General features: G+C 59.1%; 24 protein-coding genes. 13 read left to right on the top strand and 11 right to left on the bottom strand.

Annotated features, from left to right (window positions below; translation table 11 throughout):
- The first annotated feature begins 308 nt into the window (after nucleotides 1–308).
- The 6 genes from AC0TNJ_RS18045 (at nucleotide 309) to AC0TNJ_RS18020 (ending at nucleotide 6,818) form a co-directional block, all read left to right on the top strand.
- Nucleotides 309–1,364, top strand: a complete 1,056-nt coding sequence (locus AC0TNJ_RS18045) for a dipeptidase (RefSeq protein WP_473771913.1) — start codon at nucleotides 309–311, stop codon at nucleotides 1,362–1,364.
- 55 nt (nucleotides 1,365–1,419) lie between these two features.
- Nucleotides 1,420–3,051, top strand: a complete 1,632-nt coding sequence (locus AC0TNJ_RS18040) for an ABC transporter substrate-binding protein (protein ID WP_473771912.1) — start codon at nucleotides 1,420–1,422, stop codon at nucleotides 3,049–3,051.
- 179 nt (nucleotides 3,052–3,230) lie between these two features.
- Complete coding sequence (locus tag AC0TNJ_RS18035; protein ID WP_473769517.1) at nucleotides 3,231–4,298, top strand: ABC transporter permease; 1,068 nt, start codon at nucleotides 3,231–3,233, stop codon at nucleotides 4,296–4,298.
- Nucleotides 4,295–5,227, top strand: coding sequence for an ABC transporter permease (locus AC0TNJ_RS18030; protein ID WP_473771911.1), 933 nt, complete (start codon nucleotides 4,295–4,297; stop codon nucleotides 5,225–5,227). The genes AC0TNJ_RS18035 and AC0TNJ_RS18030 overlap by 4 nt, the downstream gene beginning before the upstream one ends.
- Nucleotides 5,224–6,057 carry an ABC transporter ATP-binding protein gene (locus tag AC0TNJ_RS18025; protein ID WP_473771910.1) on the top strand — a complete coding sequence of 278 codons (834 nt, stop codon included), beginning with the start codon at nucleotides 5,224–5,226 and terminating at the stop codon, nucleotides 6,055–6,057. Before AC0TNJ_RS18030 ends, AC0TNJ_RS18025 begins: the two co-directional genes overlap by 4 nt.
- Nucleotides 6,054–6,818, top strand: coding sequence for an ABC transporter ATP-binding protein (locus tag AC0TNJ_RS18020; protein ID WP_259697981.1), 765 nt, complete (start codon nucleotides 6,054–6,056; stop codon nucleotides 6,816–6,818). The genes AC0TNJ_RS18025 and AC0TNJ_RS18020 overlap by 4 nt, the downstream gene beginning before the upstream one ends.
- A 58-nt stretch (nucleotides 6,819–6,876) precedes the next feature.
- Here AC0TNJ_RS18020 and AC0TNJ_RS18015 read toward each other — a convergent pair whose 3' ends face one another.
- Nucleotides 6,877–7,974, bottom strand: coding sequence for a DUF2218 domain-containing protein (locus AC0TNJ_RS18015; protein ID WP_473771909.1), 1,098 nt, complete (start codon nucleotides 7,972–7,974; stop codon nucleotides 6,877–6,879).
- Nucleotides 7,975–8,037: 63 nt separating this feature from the next.
- Nucleotides 8,038–9,252 (bottom strand): precorrin-6y C5,15-methyltransferase (decarboxylating) subunit CbiE, encoded by a 1,215-nt coding sequence (gene cbiE / locus AC0TNJ_RS18010; protein ID WP_473771908.1) that lies wholly within the window; start codon nucleotides 9,250–9,252, stop codon nucleotides 8,038–8,040.
- 172 nt (nucleotides 9,253–9,424) lie between these two features.
- Here cbiE and cobG point away from each other — a divergent pair, with 172 nt between their 5' ends.
- Genes cobG through cobJ form a run of 4 tightly spaced genes read left to right on the top strand, consistent with a single transcriptional unit; the run spans nucleotide 9,425 to nucleotide 13,808 of the window.
- Nucleotides 9,425–10,729 (top strand): precorrin-3B synthase, encoded by a 1,305-nt coding sequence (cobG, locus tag AC0TNJ_RS18005; RefSeq protein WP_473771907.1) that lies wholly within the window; start codon nucleotides 9,425–9,427, stop codon nucleotides 10,727–10,729.
- Nucleotides 10,730–10,744: 15 nt separating this feature from the next.
- Entirely contained in the window at nucleotides 10,745–11,371 is a 627-nt protein-coding gene (locus AC0TNJ_RS18000; RefSeq protein ID WP_473771906.1) for a precorrin-8X methylmutase, read from the top strand.
- A complete protein-coding gene (locus AC0TNJ_RS17995; RefSeq protein WP_473771905.1) occupies nucleotides 11,371–12,105 on the top strand; it encodes a precorrin-2 C(20)-methyltransferase in 735 nt (244 codons plus the stop codon). Before AC0TNJ_RS18000 ends, AC0TNJ_RS17995 begins: the two co-directional genes overlap by 1 nt.
- The gene (gene cobJ, locus AC0TNJ_RS17990; protein ID WP_473771904.1) at nucleotides 12,102–13,808 is read left to right on the top strand and encodes a precorrin-3B C(17)-methyltransferase; all 1,707 of its coding nucleotides are present in this window, start codon (nucleotides 12,102–12,104) and stop codon (nucleotides 13,806–13,808) included. Before AC0TNJ_RS17995 ends, cobJ begins: the two co-directional genes overlap by 4 nt.
- Nucleotides 13,809–13,865: 57 nt before the next feature.
- Here the strand turns inward: cobJ and AC0TNJ_RS17985 are convergent, their stop codons facing one another.
- From AC0TNJ_RS17985 to AC0TNJ_RS17975, 3 genes are all read right to left on the bottom strand, one after another.
- Nucleotides 13,866–14,330 carry a hypothetical protein gene (locus AC0TNJ_RS17985; RefSeq protein ID WP_122000526.1) on the bottom strand — a complete coding sequence of 155 codons (465 nt, stop codon included), beginning with the start codon at nucleotides 14,328–14,330 and terminating at the stop codon, nucleotides 13,866–13,868.
- 126 nt (nucleotides 14,331–14,456) lie between these two features.
- Nucleotides 14,457–15,338, bottom strand: a complete 882-nt coding sequence (locus AC0TNJ_RS17980; protein WP_473771903.1) for an alpha/beta hydrolase — start codon at nucleotides 15,336–15,338, stop codon at nucleotides 14,457–14,459.
- Between the two features lie 4 nt (nucleotides 15,339–15,342).
- Nucleotides 15,343–15,864 (bottom strand): flavin reductase, encoded by a 522-nt coding sequence (locus AC0TNJ_RS17975; RefSeq protein ID WP_122000551.1) that lies wholly within the window; start codon nucleotides 15,862–15,864, stop codon nucleotides 15,343–15,345.
- Between the two features lie 166 nt (nucleotides 15,865–16,030).
- Between AC0TNJ_RS17975 and AC0TNJ_RS17970 the strand changes: the two genes are divergently transcribed.
- Nucleotides 16,031–17,122 (top strand): branched-chain amino acid ABC transporter substrate-binding protein, encoded by a 1,092-nt coding sequence (locus AC0TNJ_RS17970; RefSeq protein ID WP_473771938.1) that lies wholly within the window; start codon nucleotides 16,031–16,033, stop codon nucleotides 17,120–17,122.
- Here AC0TNJ_RS17970 and cbiB read toward each other — a convergent pair.
- Genes cbiB through cobA form a run of 4 tightly spaced genes read right to left on the bottom strand, consistent with a single transcriptional unit; the run spans nucleotide 17,108 to nucleotide 21,294 of the window.
- A complete protein-coding gene (gene cbiB, locus AC0TNJ_RS17965) occupies nucleotides 17,108–18,091 on the bottom strand; it encodes an adenosylcobinamide-phosphate synthase CbiB (RefSeq protein ID WP_473771902.1) in 984 nt (327 codons plus the stop codon). The genes AC0TNJ_RS17970 and cbiB overlap by 15 nt on opposite strands.
- 22 nt (nucleotides 18,092–18,113) lie before the next feature.
- Entirely contained in the window at nucleotides 18,114–19,109 is a 996-nt protein-coding gene (cobD, locus tag AC0TNJ_RS17960) for a threonine-phosphate decarboxylase CobD (RefSeq protein ID WP_473771901.1), read from the bottom strand.
- On the bottom strand, nucleotides 19,106–20,416 hold the full coding sequence (locus AC0TNJ_RS17955) for a cobyrinate a,c-diamide synthase (protein WP_473771900.1): 1,311 nt from the start codon (nucleotides 20,414–20,416) through the stop codon (nucleotides 19,106–19,108). The genes cobD and AC0TNJ_RS17955 overlap by 4 nt, the downstream gene beginning before the upstream one ends.
- Nucleotides 20,413–21,294 carry a uroporphyrinogen-III C-methyltransferase gene (cobA, locus tag AC0TNJ_RS17950; RefSeq protein ID WP_473771899.1) on the bottom strand — a complete coding sequence of 294 codons (882 nt, stop codon included), beginning with the start codon at nucleotides 21,292–21,294 and terminating at the stop codon, nucleotides 20,413–20,415. The genes AC0TNJ_RS17955 and cobA overlap by 4 nt, the downstream gene beginning before the upstream one ends.
- Nucleotides 21,295–21,352: 58 nt before the next feature.
- Between cobA and AC0TNJ_RS17945 the strand changes: the two genes are divergently transcribed.
- On the top strand, nucleotides 21,353–22,459 hold the full coding sequence (locus AC0TNJ_RS17945; protein WP_473771898.1) for a cobalt-precorrin-5B (C(1))-methyltransferase: 1,107 nt from the start codon (nucleotides 21,353–21,355) through the stop codon (nucleotides 22,457–22,459).
- Nucleotides 22,446–23,192 carry a cobalt-precorrin-6A reductase gene (locus AC0TNJ_RS17940; RefSeq protein WP_473771897.1) on the top strand — a complete coding sequence of 249 codons (747 nt, stop codon included), beginning with the start codon at nucleotides 22,446–22,448 and terminating at the stop codon, nucleotides 23,190–23,192. Before AC0TNJ_RS17945 ends, AC0TNJ_RS17940 begins: the two co-directional genes overlap by 14 nt.
- Here AC0TNJ_RS17940 and cobM read toward each other — a convergent pair.
- Nucleotides 23,181–23,939, bottom strand: a complete 759-nt coding sequence (gene cobM / locus AC0TNJ_RS17935; protein ID WP_473771896.1) for a precorrin-4 C(11)-methyltransferase — start codon at nucleotides 23,937–23,939, stop codon at nucleotides 23,181–23,183. The two genes, AC0TNJ_RS17940 and cobM, sit on opposite strands and share 12 nt — an antisense overlap.
- Nucleotides 23,936–24,361, bottom strand: a complete 426-nt coding sequence (locus AC0TNJ_RS17930) for a cobalamin biosynthesis protein (RefSeq protein WP_473771895.1) — start codon at nucleotides 24,359–24,361, stop codon at nucleotides 23,936–23,938. The genes cobM and AC0TNJ_RS17930 overlap by 4 nt, the downstream gene beginning before the upstream one ends.
- Nucleotides 24,362–24,374: the final 13 nt, after the last annotated feature.

The following is a 24,374-nucleotide window of genomic DNA, read 5'->3' as shown; positions in this document are numbered from 1 at the left end:
ATGCGAAACTTCATTCTGTTTTAGCATCAAGCAATTCTTCTTTTGCACAAAGGGCTGCGTTTTATGGCGCAGCCCTTTCGTTTTGCATAAATTTATCTTCATTTCGCAGCCTGACTACGTCATTCGGTGGCTTGACTCCGACACGCACTCACCGCTTATAAATTGGTAGTGGAAATGCGGGGAACAATGAGTGGAAAGCTCAACCACCATATCGGGAGGTCATCTTACCTTGCCGTGTTGTCCCTTTGCGCCTGAACACATGAATATGTGGCTCTGCTCCGGCAGGCCATGCAGGCAGGAATGAGAGAATGCAGCGCGTTTTTGACGGACATAACGATGTCCTTCTGCGGCTTTGGGAAAATGCCCGCAAAGGCGAAGACCCCATCAAGGAATTCATCGGCGGAACGGATGTCGGCCATATCGATGCCCCCCGTTCGCGCAAGGGCGGCTTGGCCGGCGGTATTTGCGCTATCTATGTGCCCTCCGGCGAGCATATCGAACTGGGCAAGCCAGACGCCAATGGCCATTACGAAACGCCGCTTTCACCACCGCTGGAACGCAGCCCCTCCCTCGACATCGCTCTCGATATGGCCGCCATTGCCCTCAAGCTGGAAGCGGCTGGCGGCTGGAAGCTCTGCCGCAATGGGCGCGACCTCGACGAGACGCTGAACAGCGACACATTTGCCGCCGTGCTGCACATGGAAGGCTGCGAAGCCATCGATGAAGATCTGGCAGCACTTGAAGTCTTTTACGCCGCAGGCCTGCGCTCGCTTGGACCCGTCTGGAGCCGCAACAGTATTTTCGCACACGGTGTTCCGTTCGCCTATCCGATGAGCCCGGATACCGGCCCCGGCCTGACTGAGACTGGCAGGCGCCTCGTCAAGGCATGCAATGCCAAGGGCATTTTGATCGACCTCGCGCATATCACCGAAAAAGGCTTCTGGGATGTGGCGAAACTGAGTGATCAGCCGCTGGTCGCCAGCCACTCCAATGCACACGCCCTCACCCCCGTGGCACGCAACCTGACCGATCGTCAGCTTGATGCGATCCGCGAGAGCAAGGGCCTTGCCGGACTGAACTACGCAACGACGATGCTGCGGGCCGATGGCAAGGAAGATGCCAACACGCCGCTTTCCGATGTGGTGCGCCACGTGGATTACATGGTTGAACGCATGGGCATCGATTGTGTGGCACTTGGTTCGGACTATGACGGCGCAACAATCCCGGCCGAAATCGGCGATGCAGCAGGCACGCAGAACCTTGTCATAGCCTTGCAAAAGGCCGGATATAACGATGAGGAACTGGCAAAGCTTTGCCGGGGCAACTGGCTCAGGGTTCTGAAACAGGCATGGCACGAAGCCTGACATGCAGATGCAATCCAACAAAATCCCAACAAAAATACAGAAAGGGAACTCTATCATGATGCATTTCGGACGTTTTCGTATTCTGGCCGCAGGCGCGGCACTTGCCGCTGTTCTGGCCGCAAATCCGGCCTTGTCGGCCACACCTGCCGATACACTGGTTCAGGCATGGGCCATCGACGATACCATCACGCTCGACCCGGCTGAGTCATTCGAATTGAGCCCGGCTGAGTTCATCGGCAACGCCTATGACATGCTCGTCCGCCTCGACATCAACGACACGTCGAAGGTCGTACCGGGCGTTGCCGAAAGCTGGACCGTGTCCGACGACGGCCTCACCTATACGTTCAAGCTGAAGAAGGACATCAAGTTCGCTTCGGGCAACCCGATCACGTCTGCCGACGTGGCTTACTCCTTTGAACGCGCCGTGCGTCTCGACAAGAGCCCGGCCTTCATCCTGACCCAGTTCGGCCTGACCAAGGACAACGTCAACGAAAAGGCAAAAGCCGTAGACGACAACACCTTTGTCTTCACCGTCGACAAGCCTTATGCGCCAAGCTTCGTGCTGAACTGTCTGACCGCGACCGTCGCCGCCGTCGTCGACAAGAAGCTTCTTGAAGAACATGCCGAAAAGGTTGCGCCGACCGACGAGTACAAATACGACACCGACTATGCCAATGCATGGCTGAAGACCAAGTCGGCAGGCTCCGGCCCGTTCGTGATCCGCGAATGGCGCGCCAATGAAGTTGTCATTCTGGAGCGCAACGACAATTATTATGGCGAAAAGGCCAAGCTCAAGCGCGTCTTCTATCGTCACGTCAAGGAAAGCGCGACGCAGCGCCTGATGCTTGAATCCGGCGACGTCGATGTGGCGCGCAATCTGGAACCGGGTGACTACGAAGCCGTTCAGAAGAACGACAAGCTTACCACGACAAGCGCCGCCAAGGGCACGGTCTATTACATCAGCCTCAACCAGAAGAACGAGAACCTGGCCAAGCCGGAAGTTCGCGAAGCATTCAAATATCTGGTCGATTATGATGCGATCGGATCGACTCTCATCAAGGGCATCGGTGAAATCCGCCAGACCTATCAGGCCAAGGGTGTTCTCGGTTCTCTCGATGCTGCTCCGTACAAGCTCGACGTCGCCAAGGCGAAGGAACTTCTCGCCAAGGCTGGCCTCAAGGACGGTCTGTCGGTCACGTTCGATGTGCGCAACGGCCAGCCTGTCACCGGCATTGCCGAATCCTTCCAGCAGACAGCCGCCCAGGCTGGTGTGAAGATCGAGATCATCCCCGGCGACGGCAAGCAGACGCTGACCAAGTATCGTGCCCGTAACCACGATATGTATATCGGCCAGTGGGGCATGGACTATTGGGACCCGAATTCCAATGCCGAAGCTTTCACCAGCAACCCGAACAACGCCGACGATGCATCGACCAAGACGCTTGCCTGGCGCAACGCCTGGGATATCCCGGAGCTGACCAAGCAGACGCAGGCCGCACTTCTGGAACGCGACAGCGACAAGCGTGCCGAACAGTACAAGAAGCTGCAGCAGGAAGCTCTCGACCAGAGCCCGTTCGTCATGCTCTTCCAGCAGGTTGAGGTTGCAGGCATTGGCGGCAACGTGAAAGACTACAAGCTCGGCCCGACATTCGACTCCAACTTCCTGGCTCCTGTCAGCAAGGAATAGTCAGCCATGCGTCGGCGCGTGAAAATCATCACGCGCTGAAACGGCTTTAAATCAACGAGATGGAGCGGTTTTCTGAATCAAAAAGGAAGCCGCTCCACGAAATTTTCAGCACTGCCGATCCGGCTTTCCGGAGCGACAGTTGTCCTGAAACGCTCTCATCGTCGGAAGCGGTCAAAACATTGAGTAACACTGGAACCACCAAAAAGGTAAGGCGGGCACCGCGGCGCGGGGCGGCTCTTGCCACGTCGATAGCCAGTTTTCTGGGTATCGTCATCACGACTTATCTCGGCCTTCTGGCCGTAACCTTTTTCATCGGCCGTGTTGTGCCGATTGATCCCGTACTTGCCATCGTCGGCGATCGCGCTCCCGCGCATGTCGTCGCGCGCGTTCGGGAGGAAATGGGCTTCAACCTGCCCTATTACCAGCAGTTTTTCCTTTATGTGAAGGGCGTGCTGCAGGGCGATTTCGGCACTTCGGTCCTCACGACCAATCCGGTCATGACCGACATTCGTCGCGTCTTTCCCGCAACCATGGAACTTGCCACCGTCGGCACAATCATCGGCGCCGTGTTCGGCATTCCTCTCGGCGTCCTCGCCGCGGTCAAGCGCGGCAGCATCGTTGACCAGATCGTGCGCGTGATTGGGCTTGTCGGCTATTCGGTGCCTATCTTCTGGCTCGGAATGCTTGCGCTTTTGATCTTCTATGCGCGGCTCGGCTGGACCTCCGGTCCCGGACGCATCGACATCACGTTCGAATACACTTTCACGCCGATCACCGGTTTCTATGTGATCGACGCGATTCTCCAGCGCGACTGGCCAGCGCTGAAGGATATTGTCTCCCACCTTATCCTGCCATCGACGCTGCTTGGCTATTTCTCGCTTGCCTATATCAGCCGCATGACGCGTTCCTTCATGCTGAACGAGCTGGAACAGGAATATATCATCGCCGCGCGCGCCAAGGGCATTTCGGAGACCCGCATCATCTGGGGCCACGCACTGCGCAATGCTGCCGTGCCGCTGGTGACCGTGATTGCGCTTTCCTATGCTGGGCTTTTGGAAGGTTCGGTGCTGACCGAGACCATCTTCTCCTGGCCCGGCCTTGGACTCTACATCACCAATTCACTGCAAAACGCTGATATGAATGCCGTTCTCGGTGGCACCATCGTCATCGGATCGGTCTTTATCGCGCTCAACCTCGTGTCCGATCTTCTCTATCGGCTTCTCGATCCAAGGACGCGCACACGATGAGCCAAATGACAGATACTTCCAACCTCTCATGGCGTGAATGGCTGCTGACCGAGCGGCCGCAATCGCGCACGCAAGCCCGTCTCGGTCGCGCCTACATGGTCTGGCGGCGCTTCACCGCCAACAAGCTGGCCGTTCTCGGCCTCCTGATCATCATTGGGCTTCTTGTCGTGGCGGCTCTGGCCGATGTGCTGGCCCCGCATTCGCCGGTTGTCGGCGATCTAGCCAATGCACGTCTCCTGCCGCCGGGATCACCGGGCTATCTGCTCGGCACCGACGATCAGGGACGCGATATTCTTTCGCGTTTGATCCATGGCTCCCGCCTCACCCTTTATGTGGTGCTGCTGGTCGCCATCATCGCAGCGCCTATCGGCCTTCTGGTCGGCACGGTTGCAGGTTATGCCGGTGGCTGGGTCGATGCGGTGCTGATGCGCATCACCGATATCTTCCTTGCCTTCCCGAAGCTCATTCTGGCGCTCGCCTTCGTTGCTGCTCTCGGACCGGGCATCGAAAATGCCATCATCGCCATCGCCATCACCTCATGGCCGCCCTATGCGCGCATTGCGCGTGCGGAAACGCTGACCGTGCGCAACTCGGACTATATTTCCGCGGTTCGCTTGATGGGTGCTTCGCCGATCCGCATTGTCGTGCGCCACATCATGCCGCTCTGCACCTCGTCGCTGATCGTGCGTGTGACGCTCGACATGGCAGGCATCATCCTCACCGCCGCCGGTCTTGGTTTCCTTGGCCTCGGCGCTCAGCCGCCATTGCCTGAATGGGGCGCGATGATCGCGTCCGGTCGCCGCTTCATCCTCGACCAGTGGTGGTTTGCCGCCATGCCGGGTATTGCGATTCTCATCGTCAGCCTCGGCTTCAATCTTCTGGGCGATGGCCTGCGCGACGCGCTCGATCCGCGGGGTAACAACCAATGAAGCCTCTTCTGACTGTTGAAGACCTGCGCGTCACCTTCCCGACCCGCACGGGCGCAATCGAGGCCGTGCGCGGCGTCAGCTTCGAACTGGGCCGGGAACGCCTCGGCATCGTGGGCGAATCCGGTTCGGGCAAGTCGCAGACCGGCCGCGCCATCATGGGACTGACCCCGCTGCATGCGAAGATCACGGCCCGAAAACTGGAATTTGACGGCATCGATCTTCTGAACGCCCCGGCGCGCCAACGCCGCGCCTTGCGCGGCGGTCGCATCGCCATGGTGTTGCAGGACCCGAAATATTCGCTCAACCCTGTGATGACCATCGGCAAGCAGATCGCCGAAACGCTGAAGGCCCATGGCAAGTTCAGCGGTGAGGAAATCCGCAAGCGCTCCATCGCCATGCTGGAAGCCGTGCAGATCCGCGATCCTGAGCGTGTCATGAGCCTCTATCCGCATGAAGTTTCGGGCGGCATGGGTCAGCGCGTCATGATCGCCATGATGCTGGTGGCGGAGCCGGAAATGCTGATCGCCGACGAGCCGACCTCGGCCCTCGACGTGACGGTCCAGCTCGAAGTGCTCGGCATTCTCGACAAGCTGGTCGCCGAGCGCGGCATGGGACTGATCTTCGTCAGCCACGACCTGCGCCTCGTTTCCTCTTTCTGCGACCGCGTCATCGTGATGTATGCGGGCAAGATCGTAGAGGAAATCGCGGCGAAAGACCTCGCCAACGCGAAACACCCCTATACGCAAGGACTGCTGAACTGCATGCCGAAAATCGGAGCCGATCGCCATCCCCTGCCAACCTTGCAGCGTGAGGAGGCATGGAAGCTATGACGGGCGAGACTATGAGCACGGCATCTGCACTCAGCGTCGACAATATCGACGTCTATTTCGACCACTTCCATGCGCTGAAATCGGTCAGCATCGAAGTAGCGCGCGGCGAATCCTACGGCCTCGTGGGCGAATCCGGTTCGGGCAAGTCCACCCTGCTGCGCGCCGTTGCCGGGCTGGCGCCCGTGGAGGACGGCGAAATCCGTATCGACGGGCAATTGCTGAAGACACCGCGAGACAAGGCGTTCTATCGCAATGTCCAGATGGTGTTTCAGGACCCCTACGGTTCGCTGCATCCAAGGCAGACGGTGGACCGCCTGTTGCTGGAACCGCTCGCCATCCATGGGGTCGGCGATACGGAACAGCGCATCGTGAAGGCGCTCGATGAAGTCGGCCTCGGCTCCGGCTTTCGCTTCCGCTATCCGCACCAGCTCTCGGGCGGCCAGCGCCAGCGCATCGCCATTGCCCGCGCGCTCATCGTCGAACCCAGCATATTGCTGCTCGACGAGCCGACTTCGGCGCTCGATGCATCAGTTCAGGCGGAAGTGCTGAACCTGCTCGAACAGGTTCGGCGCGACCGCAACCTGACCTTCGTCATGGTCAGCCACGACCTTGGCGTTGTCACCCATATGTGCGACCGGCTTGCCGTCATGCGCAATGGAGAGGTCGTGGAACAGTTGCAGGCAAACGATCTTGTCAGCGGCAATATCCATGCCGACTACACGAAAAATCTGATGCGGGCGAGCGAGGGCTTCCGCAGGTAAAGCCGAAGCGGTCCGTTTCAGGATACGCGAAAAAGGGGCCGCGCGGCCCCTTTTTGCATCAATCGTCGGACTTGCGCGGCGCGTCGCCATCCTGCCCGCGCCGCCAATAGGCGACAATCAGCTGACGGCCCTTTGGAATATTGCGTTCCTTGCGCATATAGGTGCGGATCGACCGGAATGCGTTGAATTCGCAACCGACCCAGACGTAAATATCGTCTTCATCTTCCGGAAATTCGACCGCCCGCACGGCATCCTGCAACAACGTCGTCGTTCCGGCCTCCGCGCCATTGCGGTTCAGCCATTGCAAATCGACATCGGCCCGAGAGAAAAGTTCCTGCTCCTCCTCGGCGTTGCCGATCTCGACGCGCACCACCGCCCTGGTTCCTTCGGGCAACCGTTCGAGAATGCGCCCGATGGCAGGCAGAGCTGTTTCGTCGCCTGCAAGCAGATACCATTTCGCATCGCCCGCATCGCCGCCGCCCGGACCAGTCATGCCGACAATATCGCCCGGCTTGGCGCTGAGGGCCCAACCGGAACCCGGAGCATCGCAATCATCGCCATGAACGACCATATCGATATCCACCCAACCGGCGACCGTATCGATGTTGCGGATCGTATAAACCCGTGTCGCGAGCTTGACTTCTCCATCCGGCCAGACAGGACGACCGTCTTCCCCCGTCACAGGCCATTGCGGCTTGGCCAGACCCTTTGGAGGAAACAGAAGGCGGATATGGAGACCTAGCTGCGAAAAGCGCGTCAGGTTCTCGCCTTTCAGCCGAACACGGCGCATATGCGGCGTTACATTCGATACCGAAACAACCTGCATCTCCCGGAAATAGGGCAATGGCAGTCCGGCAGCCCCGTCCCCTTCCCAGATAATCTTCGGTTTGGCGCTGCCCTTGTCGAGAAATTCCAGCACGTGTTCAGCGATGGAATATTTTATATAGGCAAGCCCGGTTTCGTCCTCGCTGGTGACGTCGACGCTGACCGTTTCATCGTCCCACTGCACATCCGCTTGACCGAAGCTCAGCACCAGCTTGGCCGTGCTGCCTTGACGGTGCACATCGGCATGTTCGACAAAATGATCGAGAAGCTGATTGACCACGTGACCGGCATTGGTAAGCGCAAAGCGGGTATTGGCGTTGAGTTCGGACATGTCCCGTCCTCCTTTGGGAAACAGTTTTCACAGCCTTACCCGAATATAACATGACTATTCAAGTCATGATTTAGGCTTGTACCCGCAATAAATTGTGACGGGCAGTGCCTGCCGCCAGACATCGAAGGAACCGAGCGCCCCAGCCTGCGCCACCGACAGCCGCGTCAATTCTCCGCCGCACTTTTCGCGCCAGTTGAAAAGCAGCATTTCGCTTTGCAGGGTCACGGCATTGGCGACGAGCCTGCCGCCCGGCTTCAGGGCGTCCCAGCAGACTTCCAGCACGCCCTTGTCGGTCACGCCGCCGCCGATGAAGATGGCATCCGGCGCCTCCAACCCAGCAAGTGCCAAGGGCGCTTCGCCCCTGACCAGTTGCAATGCGGGAACGCCCAATGCGGCGCGATTGCGCTCGATCATCGCCTGCCGTTGTTCGTTGGCCTCGATGGCAATCGCGCGACAGGAAGGATGAACGCGCATCCACTCAATGCCGATCGATCCGCAACCCGCACCAACATCCCATAGCAATTGACGCGGCAAGGGCTGCAACCGCGACAGCGTGACGGCACGAATGTCGCGCTTGGTCAGCTGGCCATCATTCTCGAAGGCTTCATCGGGAAGCCCGGCGACCGGCGAAAACACGTTGGCTTCTGGCGCAGCGATGCACTCAATCGCCAGCACATTCAGATCGGCACATCGCTCATGCGACCAGCTTTCGGCGGCATCCTGAACCCGGTGCTCCTTGGGACCGCCAATATGCTCAAGCACGGTCATACGGCTCTGGCCAAAGCCCCTGCCCTTGAGCATTGCCGCCGCCTTTGCTGGCGTCGAGCCATCATTGCTAAGGACAAGAAGTTTCTCGCCCGGCAGGATATGCGGAAGCAGCAGTTCAAACGGACGACCGTGCACGCTGACCGTGCGGACGTCCTGAAGCGGCCAACCCATCCGCGCCGCTGCCAGTGAAAGCGAGGACGGATGCGGCAGAACAAGCGTTTCGTCCGCCGAAAAATGCCGGGCCAAAGTGGCCCCCACGCCAAAAAACATCGGGTCGCCGCTTGCCAGCATGACGACCGGCTGGCCGCGATACGCGTCGATCATCGCGATAGCTTCGTCGAATGGAGACGGCCACGCCACGCGCACGGCCTTGATACTGTCGTCCAGAAAATCCAGATGGCGTCTGCCGCCGAAAATGACCTTGGCCGAGGCGATAGCCGCAAGCGCGGTTTTTCCAAGCCCGTCAAACCCGTCCTCACCGATCCCGATCACTGTCAGCCAGCGTGTCATGCGCAATGCTCCTTTTCCCAGTTCGTAGAGCATTTTGCAGTCAGGTGAAATCACCTGACGCCGCATAAATGCGGCAAAACAAACGGATAGAGCGGAAACGCGAACGAATGTGAGGCATTTCGCTCTATCGCGGGCAGTAGCAAGTGCAAGCGGCAAAGCGTATAAGGCTGAAATGCCCGGCAACCAGACCACCCATTCGCTGCAAGTCCAACCCGACAGGCGCAACGCCTGCCCCGGCCTCTCGCGCATGGTGATGGCGAAAGACGGGGCGATTGCCCGCATAAAACTGAAGCTGGGCCGGTTGTCAGCCGATCAGGCGCGTTCGATTGCGGCAATAGCCGAACGTTTCGATGCCGGCGCGATAGAGCTGTCGATTCGCTCCAATATCCAGTTGCGCGGCATCGCGCCCAGACATTGGAACAATGTTGTCGCTGCGCTGCACGACGCCGGGCTTGGGGCAGAAAATCCCGACGCCGACGATATTCGCAACGTGATGGTCAGCCCCACGGCCGGCATTGACCGTGGCCAGATATGCGACGTCACCGGACTGGCATCGTCCGTGCTCGCCATGCTGCAAACGAATAAGGCTTTCTATGCCCTCTCGCCAAAATTCTCCTTGCAGATCGACGGCGGCGAGGACTGCGCAATGATTGCCCATCCGGGGGATATCTGGCTGTCGGCCATCGACGCTGAAACCTATGCGTTCGGTCTGGCCTCGTCTCCCGATAAACCGGCGCTGGGAGCCGTAGAAGCGCGACACGCCCTGCCCCTCATCGAAGCGTTGCTGCACGGTTTTTTACGCCAAGGCCGTTTTGCGCGGATGAAACATCTGTTCGAGGTCGTTTCGCCATCACAGTTTCTGGCGGGACTGAACCGGGAATTGTCTTTTCCCATCCAGTCGGCCACAGGCTGGAAACGCAAGGCACCGACGCCTTTTTCGCATCTCGGTCAGAACCGGCAGCGTGATGGATCGACTTCTATCGGCGCCATGCCGCTTATGGGGCGGCTGACGCCACATCAACTCAGGGCACTGGCGGACCTTTCCAACAGCGGAAAAAGCGAGCTACGGCTAACGCCATGGCAAGGCATCATCCTTCCTTATTTGGATGGAATGCAGATTGGAAAAATAATCGAAGAACTTCGTTCGCTTGACCTCGAAACCACAGCGAAAGCTCCACAGGCGCGGCTTCGTGCCTGTTCAGGTTCCAGCGGATGCATCTCTGCACTCGCCGACACTCAAGCCGATGGCGGAAAGCTGGCGACACAGTTAACTCCGGGAACGTCATCCGTGCACATCACGGGGTGTGCCAAATCATGCGCCGCACTTGCTCCATTGCCGCACACGCTACTGGCGCGCTCGGCAGGCCGCTACGATCTTTATGCACAAGACAGGACTGGACCATCGCGCTTCGGACAGCTATTGGCGATTGATATCACCATTGACGAAGCGGCGCGCCTTCTGAACGCCCGACACTGATTAGAGTGGCACACCATGACAGACTACATTCGCGACGGGCAGGCGATTTATGACCGGTCTTTCGCCATCATTCGTGCCGAGGCCGATCTGAGCCGAATACCCGCCGATCTGGAAAAGCTTGCAGTGCGTGTCATTCACGCCTGCGGCATGGTGGATGTCGTCAATGACCTCGTCTTCTCCGAAGGAGCAGGCAAAGCCGGGCGCGACGCCCTGCTCGCAGGTGCGCCCATTCTCTGCGATGCGCGCATGGTGGCCGAAGGCATTACCCGCTCTCGCCTGCCTGCAAACAATGAAGTCATCTGCACTCTTGGCGATCCGTCGGTTCCCGAGCTTGCCGCGAAGATCGGTAATACCCGCTCGGCGGCGGCACTCGACCTCTGGCTGCCGCATCTTGCCAACAGCATCGTTGCAATCGGCAATGCACCGACCGCCCTCTTCCGCCTGTTCGAACTGCTGGATGCTGGCGCGCCGAAACCGGCGCTGATCATCGGCATGCCGGTCGGCTTCGTCGGCGCGGCAGAATCGAAGGAAGAACTCGCCGCCAACAGCCGTGGCGTGCCTTATGTTATCGTGCGCGGAAGACGCGGCGGCAGCGCCATGACGGCAGCGGCGGTCAACGCGCTCGCCTCGGAGCGCGAATAATGGCGGCAAAAGGCAGACTGTTTGGCCTGGGCGTCGGTCCCGGCGATCCCGAACTGATAACGCTGAAAGCCCTTCGCCTGCTCAAAAGCGCGCCGGTCGTTGCCTATCATGCTGCGAAGGGAAAGAAGGGTAATGCCCTCACAATTGTCGAGGAATATCTTTCGCCGGAACAGATTCTGGTGCCGCTGATCTATCCCGTGACGACGGAAAAGCTTCCGGCGCACATGGATTACGAACAGATTGTCAGCGATTTCTATGGCGAGATAACGAACACGATAGCAAGTCATCTCGATCGCGGACAGGATGTAGCCGTGATCGCGGAAGGCGATCCCTTTTTCTATGGTTCGTTCATGTATATCCACGACCGGCTTGCAGACCAGTATGAAACGCAAGTCGTCCCCGGTGTCTGTTCCGTTCTCGGTGCCTCCGCGGTGCTGGGTGCGCCGCTCGTCTATCGCAACCAGACGCTCTCCGTCCTTTCCGGCGTCATGAGCGCCGAAGAGCTGAAACAGCGGCTCGCGGATACGGGCGCGGCTGCAATCATGAAGCTTGGCAAGAACCTCGACAAGGTTCGCGCCGTGCTTGGCGATCTTGGTCTCATGGACCGGGCGCTCTATGTCGAGCGCGCCACCATGTCCAACCAGCGTATTGTGCCGCTTGCCGAAGTCGATGGCGGCGATTGCCCCTACTTTTCAATCATTCTCGTTCCGGGGCAAAAATGGAACGGTATATGATCCCCGCGATCCTAGTGCTTGGAGAAGCTGCTGTGCCCGCCGCGCAGCGGATCGCAATGGCACTGGAACGCGCCGAAATACTCGGCCTTCAGAGCCGTGTTGCATCGGTTGACAGCACCTTCATGCATTTCGGCGATGCGATAAGGTCGCTTTACGAGGAAGGCCGTCCCATCATTGCGCTTTGCGCCGCCGGTATCGTCATCCGGGCGCTCGCCCCGCTGCTTGAGAACAAGCGTATCGAACCGCCGGTTCTGGCCGTTGCCGAAGATGGAAGCGCGGTTGTCCCGCTTTTGGGTGGCCTTTCCGGTGTTAATGATATGGCCCGACAGATTGCGGCGGCTTTTGAGGTCGCGCCTGCCATAACCACATCCGGCGAACTGCGGTTCGGGATCAATCTGTTGCACCCGCCTGCCGAACTGACACTTGCCAATCCAGACGACGCGAAAAACTTCATGTCGAACCTGCTCGCGGGCCAGAAGCTGCGGCTTAACGGACAATCCCGCTGGCTTGTGCAATCGAAACTGCCTTTCGCCGACGATGGCGCGTTGACGGTCAGCATAACGCCCCGCAACCGTGCACCGCGTCCGGACGAACTGATTTATCACCCGCGCACGGTCGCCATTGCTGTCGAGACGATCGGCGATAACATCGGGAAGGATATTGAGACGGCGCTTGCCGAAGCCGGGATAGCCCGGCCGTCTCTGGCATTGCTTCTCGCCCATGAGAAGGATTGTGCGTCTTCCGTACTTCATCAGGCGGCGGCTAATCTCGATATTCCGCTGCGCTATGTGGCAGATGCGACGGATGCGCGCGCGCTTGTCCTTCGTTCGGTGGAACAGCCGGTCGAACTGATAGATAGCGACGGGCTTGCCGTCGCCATAGCCGCTACGCCGGCAGATGTACTGCTTGTCGGTCGAAAGCGTGGCAAGCTGGTCGTGATCGGTCTTGGACCTGGATCAAGCGATCTGATGACGCCAGCCGTACAGCGCGAACTGGAACAGGCCGAAGACGTTCTCGGCTATGAGACCTATGTGCGAATGGCGGAAGAAAACCTCCGGCCTTTCCGCTCCGATCAAACTGTGCACATGACCGACAATCGCGAGGAAATGCAGCGCGCCCGTCACGCATTCGAACTCGCAGCCTCCGGTCGGCATGTCGTCATGGTCTCCTCGGGCGATCCCGGTATCTTTGCCATGGCGGCGGCGGTGGTCGAGGCGCTGCACGAAACGGACAGTCCCGCCTGGCACGGCGTGGAGCTTGTCATCCAGCCCGGAATTTCAGCGGCAATGGCTGCCGCATCGCGGATCGGCGCGCCGCTGGGGCACGACTTCTGCATTATTTCGCTGTCGGACAATCTGAAGCCCTGGGAAATCATCGAAAAGCGTCTGGCGCTTGCCGCCGAAGCTGATCTAGCCATGGCGTTCTACAATCCCATTTCCAGGGCGCGCCCGCACCAGCTTGGCCGTGCACTGGAAATCCTGCGCCAGTATCGATCCCCGGAAACGCCGGTTGTCCTTGGACGGGACATTGGCAGGCCAGCGGAAACGACCCGCACAACCACGCTCGGCAGGCTGACGCCGGATGACGTCGATATGCGAACCGTTGTGATTGTCGGTTCGTCCCACACGCAAAGCTTCACGAAGCCCGATGGCAGGCAATGGGTTTACACACCGCGCTGGTACGGCGAAAAACCAGAAAAATGACAACCAAAAAGGCAGGGAAAACCCTGCCTTTTTCGTATGTTATCGCTGATTATTGAATCAGTTTTTCTTCGCCTTGACCTTCTTCGGCTGGGCAGCCGCTGCTGCATCGGCCTTGGCGGCGGCAGCTTCAGCTGCGACCTGATCGGCGCTTTTCGGCGATGTGTCGATAACGGCACGCACACCGCCCTTGGCGCTCACCTGGCAGACAGCAGTGCGCAGGTCGACCTTAAGGTCGACGTCGGTTCCACCTGCTGCACCCGGACGGGAATTGACAGCGGAGATAACGCGCTCCGGCAGGAAATACTTGTTGGCGGCAGCGGTGATGCAAGGCTGCGCCAGCGCTGGATCGACATAAGCAGTCGGCGTGAAGCTTGGCATCGAAATCGTCGGCGCGCTAACCGGAGCATCGGTCTTGCCGGGAGCCGCAGTCGTTGTCGGTACAGTAGTCGTGCAGGCAGCGGCAAGCGGGGCCAGCATGGCAAGGGCTAGAAAACGGGCTCCGGTGCGGGCGCGTCCGTACATGATCTACCTCATAGGATCTGCTGAGTAGGTAAAATTTTAAGTTCGATAACTATTCGGTTTTGCCCGATTGTCGAGTGGCAGGAAGGTCACATTGCCGGAATTTCGATTCGCATCCACAACCTGTCATCACGGTTTTGCCAGAATCCAGTTCAGCATCTCGCGCCAGTCGGCCATGCGGATCGGCGTGCCGTGATTGCCGCTCTCGAAACGGCGGAACTGAACCGGATAACCCGGCGCGCGCTTGCGTATCTCGCGATAGAAGGCTTCCTGCCTGTCAATCGCAAAAACCGGGTCGCGGCTTCCATGGCCGAAGAAAACAGGAACGCGCTTCCGGAATGCGGGAGACTTGAAAAATCCCTCATCCCAAAGCGAGCCGAGCAGGATGAGGCCTGCAAGCTGATTTCCGGCCTTTTCGTTGCCCGCTATGCGCCAGCACAGCGTTCCGCCTTGCGAGCCGCAGGAAAGGATCAACGGAGCATTTGGCGACGACGCCTTAACAGCTTCGATCAGCGCGGCAATCTGCACCTCGCCCATATCGGCGAAATCCTTGAAGTCCGGCGTGACATAAAGGCCGCCGTTCAATGCCGCGAGATTCTTCACACGGTTGAAATTGCCGCCGAACGTGAAGTCGTTCATGCCTTGCAGGCGATTGCCGCCCCGCCCATGCAGATAAATGACGATGAAAGACGCGCCCTCCCGCTTGCCCGCAGTCATGGCCTTGACGGGTCCGGCAACGGTTTGGAACGTGACGTCCTTCTGGTAGGCGCGGGCTTTCAGCGAGACATAGGCGTCTTTCACACGCTTTTCAGGCACCGCATCGCGCCCGTTGATATCGCGCATCTCATTGTAATCGACGACCTTGTAATCGCCATTGTCAGCGCTGCTGATAATGGCGGGATAGGCGAAATAATCGTCCTTGAACGCAGGCAACGGACCTGCACCAAATGCGGAAGACGCTGAAAACAGAAATAAAGCGCCCAAAAGACCGCTCGCTCCACGTCGTCTCATCGCATTACAACTCCAGCGTATGATAGCGCCTGTTGAGATAGACCAGCGCTTCCTCTTCGGCCTTTGACCGCAGGCCTACCACTTCGCCGAAAAGCACGTGATGGGTGGAATGATCCTGAACGCTGATCACCCGGCAATCGAAAGAGGCAAGCGCTCCCTGCAATATGGGCGCTCCGGTAACCTGCACCTCCCACCGCGCCAGTTCGAACCGCTCGTCCTGCGTCAGACCAATACGGCCGGAAAACGCATCTGCGAGCTGTTGATGCGAACCTGCAAGCGTATTGACCGCGAACACACCATTTTCGATGAACAGCCGATTTTCTTCGTGGATTTTCTGCAGGCAGATGAGGATCGTCGGCGGATTATCGGACACCGAACAGGCTGCTGTCAGCGTAAGACCGCGCCTTCCCGCATTGCCGGCGGTCGTGACGATCTGTACGGCACCGGCATAATGGCTCATGGCATCCCGGTAGGACTTGGATTCCACCGAAGCTGCACTGGAAATGATGTTCTTAATCGTTTGCACGTCCAACAGAATCCATCTCGCCCTATGGGTATGTTACCTGAAGCCAGCTATCTTGTTCAGAAGCCCGCAATATCGGCCCCCAGAAACGGGCATTGCACAAAGGCGAGGAAACAGCTACCCACTTTTCGTTGAAAATGCCACGAATTGTTTAATGAAGACGGATCACGTGATCGAGCTAGGGAAACGTCCTGCCGCAGCGCTGACAAGCATTATCCTCACACTGCTGGCCAGTTCGGCACTGGCGCAGGCAGAGGAGGTGCGCATCGGACTTGCAGCGCCCCTGTCCGGCACCTTCGCTCCGTTGGGCAACCAGCTGGCCGAAGGTGCGCGCATCGCGGCCACGGCGAAAGGCGCTGAACTCGTCATATCCGATGACCGTTGCGATGCCGAAGGCGGCAGGGAAGCGGCAGAACGTTTCGTGAAAGAAAACGTCCGGATCGCGACCGGTTTCCTGTGTTCCGACGCCCTTGAGGCAGCGCTTCCGGTTCTCGCAGCCGGCAACATACCTATCGTGGCATCCGACGTCGGTGAACCAACACTCACGGAAAGGCGCGCACCCGCGCCAATGGCGATATTCCGTCTCGCAACCGGTCTCGACAAGGAAACGCAGGCGACTGGCAGCTTTCTTGGCAGCCTGTGGCGCGCCCAGGCTTTTGCCGTCATCGATGATGGCACCATTGAGGGACGCGAACGTGCGGCACGTGTTCTGGCGAGCCTCAAAGAGCAGCAATTGCAGCCGGTTTTCACCGATACATACCGGCCCGGCCTCGACAATCAGAATGCGCTGGTCGCCCGGCTGCGGCGCGCAGGCGCTACCCATGTCTATGTCGGCGGCGAGCGAGACGATATCGCCGCCATCGGTGCAAGCGCTGCAGCCCTCAATCATCCGCTGACGATAGCAGGCGGTAGCCTGCTGGATGCTGCGCCCGGCGCACAGTCTTTAAGTCAGGGCACTTTGATGATTGCCCCGCTCCGTCCGCAGGACCTTTCGACCGCAAAGCCTGCAATCGACGCGCTACATCAGGCCGGGAAACTTGCCGATGCTTATGCCGTCATCGGCTATGCCAGTGCGGAGATTGCGGCGGATGCGATCCGGCGCGCCGAGGAGAAAAAGCAGCCGGTGTTGGATACGCTGCGCAGCGGCTCCTTCGAAACAGTGCTTGGCACGATCAAATTCGATAACAATGGCATTCGAACGGACAATCCCAACCGCCTCCAGCGCTTCGACGGCAAACGGTTCGTACTAGCCGACAAATAGCCCAAGCAGGCTCGCCGCGATCACAAGCCCGGTCATCAGGCTCATTGTTGACCAGAACAAGTGAAGCGCGGCATCGATATCATCGGCATTGGCATCGCGTTTGCCGGATGCATTGAGCATCGGACCCTCAACTTTTTCCGTTCCGTATTGGCGCGGACCGGCCAAGGCCAGTCCCAGCCCGCCCGCAAATGCCGATTCCGGCCAGCCGGCATTGGGTGAGCGATGCAGTCGCGCGTCACGACGCATGACCGAGAAGGCTTCCCTTCCTGACAGCTTGTCTTTCGTGACCGCAGTGGCAAGTGAAGCCAGCAGCCCTGTCAACCGAGCGGGAATGTAGTTTGCAACATCATCCAGCTTCGCGGCAAAACGGCCGAAATCGCGATAGCGATCATTGAGATGACCGATCATCGAGTCAGCAGTATTGATCATCTTGTAGGCAAACAGGCCCGGCAACCCGCCCACCAGGAACCAGAACGCGGGCGCAACGATACCGTCCGATGCGTTTTCGGCGAGACTTTCTATCGCTGCTCGGCTAACGCCGCCTTCATCCAGATGCTCGGGATTGCGCCCGACGATCATCGACACGGCCCGGCGGCCACCCTCAAGGCCCTCCTCGCGCAGCGCCAGCGCAACCGCCTGTACATGATCGGCAAGGCTTTTCTGCGCAAGCAGCACCGTCACGATCAGGATTTCGGCAACAGCACCTGCTGTCCCGGCAAGGGGCAACAAAACCTCAATAACAAGCCCGAGAGCCACGCAAACCGCCACCAGCCCAACCGTCAGCCACATGCCATTTCGGCGAAGCAGCGCGGCGGAAAAATTCCGGTTGTTCCAGCGCTTTTCCCCCCAGGCTATTGCTTTCCCGAACAGGACGACCGGATGCGGCATCCTTTGCCATAGCTGCGGCGGATCACCGACAAAGCGATCGAGAAGCAGCGCCAGCGAAAGAATAATGAGCTTTATTTCCATGAGCTTGACCAGAAAAACTGAATCAAAGTTTCAACGCCTTTTCCAAGCGCGCAAGCGCCACGTCATCCAACGGCAGACCAATGCGCAACCAGCGCGAGGCGTAATCGAATTTCCGGACAAGAATATGTCTCTGGCACAGTCTGGCATAGAGTTCGTGCGCATCCGGGTGTTCAACGAGCGAAAACAGCGCCGTGCCGCCGATTTCCTTGAGACCGCATTTCTCGAGAACGGCAGACAGTTCCAGCCGCCTCAGATCGATACGCGCGCGATAGTTGGAAAGCGCCTCGGCATCGTTGAAAGCATGGCTAGCAATTGCGAGTGCCGGACCGGAAACCGCCCATGGCCCAAGCCGCTGCTGCAAAGCCTCGACAAAACGCATTCCGCCGATTGCAAAGCCCAGACGAACGCCAGCCAGCCCGAAAAACTTGCCGAAGGATTTCAGCACGATCATCGGCGCGTCTTCCGCATCTGCTGCAACGCTGACATCCTCATGCGCATCGGCGAAAGCCTCATCCACGACCAGCAAGCCACCCCGCGCACCCAGCTTTCGCGCCAGATGCAGCAGATCGCCTTTTGAAACCACGCGCCCGTCGGGATTGTTGGGATTGACGATAACCGCCGCCGTCGCATCGTCTGGAATTTCACCAATCGTCGTGCATTGCACGACCTTCCAGCCGGAAGCGGAGAACGAGGCCGCATGTTCCTGATAGGTCGGCCCGAGAACCGCAGCCTTGGACGGAGCAACCAGTGTGGGAACGAACTGGATCAAAGCCTGTGTGCCGGGGGCGGCAGTGATAGCCGCATTCTCGCCTAGCCCATAATAGCCGCGGGCGAGCCGCAGCGTTTTGCGCAACAGCCCCTCGTCCGGCAAACGGTTCCAGATTTCCTGTGTCAGCAGGGGAAGTGGAAAATGCTCCGGATTGATGCCCGTTGAAAGATCGAGCCAGTCTTGCGGCTGTCCGCCGAAGCGTGCGATGGCCTTGTCCAGCGCACCGCCATGCTCGATTTCTGCACTCAAGCTTTCTCTCCGCAAAAATCGATGACATGCATGAACGAGCCGGAAACGGAACCGACCCTCAGCCCTGCTTCGCCAAGATCGTCACCTGCCGCATCGCGAGCCCGGAACAGGCGGTCCGCCTTCCCCTCCCGCACGATACTGGCATAGTGAAACTCGTGCGCTTTCAACGGCTCAGCCCATGGGGAGCCCTCAAGCGGCTCCAGCAGGCGATAGCCAAGATGCAGCTTTCTTTTCGCGAAGCTCGTTTCGAGCGGCAGAAGGCCCAGCATCGGATGCGCAACACCTTCCGCATCGTGCAACGTCTCGCCAAGAACCATGTAGCCGCCGCATTCGCCATAGATCGTCGCGCCACGGGTTGCAGCTTCGCGTATGCCCGTTTGAAACCGTCCGGCCTGTGCAAGACGTCCCGCGTAAAGCTCCGGATAACCGCCGGGCAGATAGATGGCGTCTGCGTCCTGTCTCGGTGTCTCGTCGGCAAGCGGCGAGAAAAATGAAATCTCAGCCCCGCGCCTGCGCCAGCCTTCGAACAAATGCGCATAGGCAAAAGCGAATGCGTCGTCGCGGGCAACCGCAATGTGGCTGCCAAGCGGCTTCAGGCGCGGCACATTAGCCATTGCGTCAAAGCGCTTCGGTCGCGACCATATGGCTTGAAGTGCGCCTATATCGATGTGCGTTTCCATCACATCGGCGGCATGGTCGAGGAAAGTTTCGAGATCGGAATGTTCGCCCGCCTGCACCAGCCCCAGATGCCTTTCAGGCAGCGAAAGAGCAGCATCGCGAGGCAGGACACCGAGAACAGGAATGCCGAGCGGCTCCAAGGCGCCACGCAGCATCGCCTCGTGTCGGGCACTGCCGACGCGATTGAGGATAATTCCCGCAATCAGCACGTCCTTGCGAAACTGGCTGAAACCCCAGACAAGCGCGGCGATGGAATGCGACTGACGGGCGCAATCCACCACCAGTACCACCGGCAGATCGAGAAGCCGGGCCAGGTCGGCAGAAGAACCCTTGCCGTCCAGCGCTCCGTCAAAAAATCCCATCATGCCCTCGGCGACCAGCAGCTTGGCGCCGCTTTCCGTCATGCGGGACGACAGCGCGCTGATAAGTTCAGGGCGCATCGCCCAAGGGTCGAGATTGAAGCAGTCTGCGCCGCTTGCGGCCTTATGATAGGCGGGATCGATGTAGTCCGGCCCGGCCTTTACCGGGGCAAGCGCTACGCCCCGGCGCTTCAAAACCCTCAACAAACCCAGCGTTACCGTTGTCTTGCCAGACCCGGAAGCCGGTGCTGCTATCATAAAACCCTTCATGCGGTTTGCGCTCCCTCATTTTGGTTCCTTTTGCCAAGCGGATCGCTGGACAGGATCTTGCCGCTCAAAGCGCCCATCCAGTCCAATCCCTCCCGCAAACGAACCACTTGCCCCACAACCACGATTGCAGGCGGGTTCAGCCCCGCCGCTTCAACGTCTTTTGCAGCCTGCGCCAGTGTGGTCTCAAGCACGGTCTGGTTGGGCAGGCTCGCATTGCACACAAAGGCGACCGGCTCGTCCGGCGAGCGTCCGGCATCGATCAGGCGCCTGGCAATGAGATCGATATGTTTCATCGCCATATACATGACGATAACGGGAGAGGTTCTCGCGATGCCGGTCCAGTCCACCCCGTCCGGCACCGAACCGCTGGCATCGTGACCGGTCAGAAACGTCACCGACTGATTGATGTCGCGATGCGTTGCGGGAATGCCGGCATAGGCGAGGCCGCCAATTCCGGCGGTCACTCCGGGAACGATGCGAAACGGAACATCGTGTTCCACAAGCGTCAGCGCCTCCTCTGCCCCTCGCCCGAACACGAACGGATCGCCGCCTTTCAGTCGCAGCACCTTCTTGCCCTGTTTCGCAAGTTCGATAAGCCGCAGGGAAATATCGCGCTGTTTCGGCGAGGGCTTGCCGCCGCGCTTGCCTGCATATTCCAGAACAGCATCTGCATGTTTGAGGGAGAGGCAGGCATCATCCACCAGCGCATCGTAAACGATGACATCCGCTTGTTGCAGGGCGTTGACGGCATGAAGCGTCAAAAGGCCGGGATCGCCCGGCCCTGCCCCCACGAGCCACACATGGCCGGGCCTCATCGCAGGCAACGTCATTTTGCTTTTGGCAATGACACATGCCGCCGTTTCTTCAGCCTTGTTCATTCTCGTCAACCATTATTCTATCTGGCGACACAGCTAGCAGATACATTATAAGGCGTCCATGAATGACGAAACCGCTCCAACGAATAAAAGTCAGGAAAAGGCCGAGCTTCGCCGCGGCTGGACCACTGGCGCCTGCGCGACCGCTGCCACCAAGGCGGCTTTGACGGCGCTCATCACCGGAGAATTTCCCGACCCCGTCGGCATAATTCTGCCCAAGGGAGAGGTGCCCTATTTCCAGCTTGCTTATGAGGGACTGGGCGAAGGCTATGCGATGGCAGGCATCGTCAAGGATGCGGGCGACGATCCTGATGTGACCCATGGCGCCACGATCATCTCGACGGTGTTCCCGGCGCCGCCGGGAACCGGCATCATCTTTCGCGCCGGTGAAGGGGTTGGAACTGTCACGCGGCCCGGCCTGCAAATTCCTCCGGGCGAAGCCGCCATCAACCCGGTTCCACGCCGCATGATGACGGAAATCTGCGAACAGATTTGCGCCGAATACGGATTGCCAGCCGACCTCGTCATTACGATATCGGTTCCGGGCGGCGAAGAGATCGCCAGGAAAACTTGGAACCCCCGCCTTGGTATTATCGGCGGCATCTCCATTCTCGGCACCACCGGTGTGGTCCACCCGTTTTCCTGCTCGGCCTGGATTCACTCGATCCATCGCGGCATCGATGTTGCGCGTGCAGCCGGGCAAAAACACGTGCTCGGTGCGACCGGCTCGACGTCCGAAGACGCGGCGCAGGCGCTCTATGACCTGCCGGATTTTGCCATTCTCGACATGGGTGATTTCGCGGGCGGTGTGCTCAAATATCTGCGTGACCATCCTATCGACAAACTGACGATTGCGGGCGGTTTCGCCAAATTGACAAAGCTCGCCCAAGGCGCGCTCGATCTCCATTCTTCGCGCTCGCAGGTGGACAAGGGCTTCCTCTGGACCATCGCGGAAATGGCAGGCGCACCGACAAGCATGAAGGAGCAGATTCTCTTTGCGAACACTGCCCTGGAAGTGCTTGAACTGACTCAATCAATCGGCATCGACATGGCAATGCCCGTTGCGCTCAAAGCGAAGGAAACCGCACTGGAAACCCTTCGCGGTGCACCTGTGGAAGTTGAGATTATCGTGACTGATCGCAGTGGAAATATCCTTGCGCGCGTCTGAACCCAAGATACTCATTCTGGGCGGAACGGCCGAGGCAGCAGCGCTTGCAACGGCCTTTGCGGAACTGCCCGTCAAAGCGATCACCTCGCTCGCCGGACGCACCAGCAATCCAGCCAAACTGACCGGAACGGTCCGCAGCGGCGGCTTCGGAGGCATTGACGGTCTTGCCACCTATCTCGATTGCGAAGGGATCGACCTCGTTATCGACGCGACCCATCCTTATGCCGCGCGCATCTCGCAAAATGCGGTTCAGGCCGCAAGTAAGTGCGACATACCACTGGTGAGGCTGGAGCGCCCTGCCTGGCAGAAACAGCCGGGAGACCGCTGGATCGATATTGCCGACGAGGCCGAGGCTGCAAGCGCCATTTCTTCTGGAGAGCGTGTGTTTCTCGCGCTCGGTCGCCAGCACATCGCACCTTTTGCCAAGCGCGCGGACGTTCATTTCGTCATGCGTATGATCGATCCGCCGGAGGTGACACCGCCCCCGGATTGCGAACTTATCCTCGCAAGGCCCGGCGATTTCGCGGCGGAAATGCTATTTCTGAAGGGTCGGAATATCGGGCTGCTCGTGAGCCGCAATTCGGGCGGCGCCATTTCCTATGCCAAGATCGAAGCAGCCCGCGCGCTAGGGCTTCCGGTCATGATGATTTCCCGCCCGCCGGTTGCGGCGAAGACCATTGTCACCTCGCCGGAAGACGCAATCGCATTCGCCCGTACAAGCTTAAGCTTTTGAACGCGCCGCGTGGCTATGCGCTTCATGATAGAGCGCTGAATCGCGAAAGCTCTTTGGGTCCAGACCGCGCCCGACAAAAATCATCGCCGTGCGCTGCAAGCCTGACATCGCCACCTTCTCGCTAATATCCGACAACGTACCGCGTAGAATCCGCTCATCCGCCCATCCAATGCGATAGGCGACGACCACAGGGCAATCAGCGCCATAAAGAGGTGTCAGCTCGGCCTCGATCTTCGCGAGGTTGCGAATGGAAAGGTGAATCACCAACGTCGCGCCCGACCGTCCAAGTGTGGCAAGGTCCTCGCCTTCGGGCATTGCAGACGACTTCATCGATGTGCGGGTCAGGATGATGGTCTGGTTGACCTCGGGAATAGTCAATTCCTGCTTCATGGCGGCGGCGGCAGCCGCAAACGCGGGAACACCCGGCGTCACATCATAGGGAATGCCGAGACTGTCCAGTCGCCGCATCTGTTCGGCCATAGCACCGTAAATCGACGGATCGCCGGAATGCACCCGCGCGACATCGAGACCCTTAGCGTGTGCGGCTTCCATTTCAGCGATAATCTCATCCAAAGTCAGGGATGAACTATCGACCAGACGCGCACCCTTGGGCACTCCGGCAACAAGTTCCTTCGGCACCAGCGACCCGGCATAGATGCAGACGGGGCATTGCTCAATTAGGCGCAGCCCGCGAACGGTGATAAGATCCGCCGCACCGGGACCGGCGCCAATGAAATGAACAGTCACAATTTTCCCTTCCTGAACTGCGGAGCGCCGCTTGAGCCAGCAATCGCCAGAGCGGCAGTTGCCCGGACTGACGCGGTTTTCTCGACTGCCAGAATACCGCTCGGACCAGAGGCAGCAAGCGCTGCTGCTTCGGCAACACCATGACAACCGACTGCCTGAAAAACGGCTTCCGACGGGTTTTTGAGACGCAGTGTTTCCTGCTCCAGTCGCTCCGCATCGAAGTAACAAACCGCACATGCAAAATATGAAGCAAGCTCAGCCCATGCGGGCTCACTGCGTTTCGTGCTCAAGGTCGCAATAGCATCAGGCCGCGAACACGCCCCCCGAGCCAACACCTGCTCGGCCAAGGCCAAAAGCTCATCGAACGTCACGCCCGACGAACCGCCCATGCCAAGAACTCTGATAAAATTGCTTTTAAGCATGTCTTTATCCCAA

This window comes from Ochrobactrum sp. PL_is483, from assembly GCF_055816855.1.
Note: the sequence above shows the minus strand (reverse complement) of the source record. Positions and strands in the feature narration are given on the sequence as shown.

Bases quoted from the DNA above. Each gene is read 5' to 3' on its own strand.
- cobJ (WP_473771904.1), top strand. From the start codon at position 12,102: ATGATCCCCGCGATCCTAGTGCTTGGAGAAGCTGCTGTGCCCGCCGCG.
- AC0TNJ_RS17955 (WP_473771900.1), bottom strand. From the start codon at position 20,416: ATGAAGGGTTTTATGATAGCAGCACCGGCTTCCGGGTCTGGCAAGACA.
- AC0TNJ_RS18045 (WP_473771913.1), top strand. From the start codon at position 309: ATGCAGCGCGTTTTTGACGGACATAACGATGTCCTTCTGCGGCTTTGG.
- AC0TNJ_RS18040 (WP_473771912.1), top strand. From the start codon at position 1,420: ATGATGCATTTCGGACGTTTTCGTATTCTGGCCGCAGGCGCGGCACTT.
- cobA (WP_473771899.1), bottom strand. From the start codon at position 21,294: ATGAACAAGGCTGAAGAAACGGCGGCATGTGTCATTGCCAAAAGCAAA.
- cbiE (WP_473771908.1), bottom strand. From the start codon at position 9,252: ATGACACGCTGGCTGACAGTGATCGGGATCGGTGAGGACGGGTTTGAC.
- AC0TNJ_RS18000 (WP_473771906.1), top strand. From the start codon at position 10,745: ATGACAGACTACATTCGCGACGGGCAGGCGATTTATGACCGGTCTTTC.
- AC0TNJ_RS17985 (WP_122000526.1), bottom strand. From the start codon at position 14,330: ATGTACGGACGCGCCCGCACCGGAGCCCGTTTTCTAGCCCTTGCCATG.
- AC0TNJ_RS17930 (WP_473771895.1), bottom strand. From the start codon at position 24,361: ATGCTTAAAAGCAATTTTATCAGAGTTCTTGGCATGGGCGGTTCGTCG.
- AC0TNJ_RS18030 (WP_473771911.1), top strand. From the start codon at position 4,295: ATGAGCCAAATGACAGATACTTCCAACCTCTCATGGCGTGAATGGCTG.
- AC0TNJ_RS17995 (WP_473771905.1), top strand. From the start codon at position 11,371: ATGGCGGCAAAAGGCAGACTGTTTGGCCTGGGCGTCGGTCCCGGCGAT.
- AC0TNJ_RS17945 (WP_473771898.1), top strand. From the start codon at position 21,353: ATGAATGACGAAACCGCTCCAACGAATAAAAGTCAGGAAAAGGCCGAG.
- cobG (WP_473771907.1), top strand. From the start codon at position 9,425: ATGCCCGGCAACCAGACCACCCATTCGCTGCAAGTCCAACCCGACAGG.
- AC0TNJ_RS18020 (WP_259697981.1), top strand. From the start codon at position 6,054: ATGACGGGCGAGACTATGAGCACGGCATCTGCACTCAGCGTCGACAAT.
- cbiB (WP_473771902.1), bottom strand. From the start codon at position 18,091: ATGGAAATAAAGCTCATTATTCTTTCGCTGGCGCTGCTTCTCGATCGC.
- AC0TNJ_RS18025 (WP_473771910.1), top strand. From the start codon at position 5,224: ATGAAGCCTCTTCTGACTGTTGAAGACCTGCGCGTCACCTTCCCGACC.
- AC0TNJ_RS18015 (WP_473771909.1), bottom strand. From the start codon at position 7,974: ATGTCCGAACTCAACGCCAATACCCGCTTTGCGCTTACCAATGCCGGT.
- AC0TNJ_RS17980 (WP_473771903.1), bottom strand. From the start codon at position 15,338: ATGAGACGACGTGGAGCGAGCGGTCTTTTGGGCGCTTTATTTCTGTTT.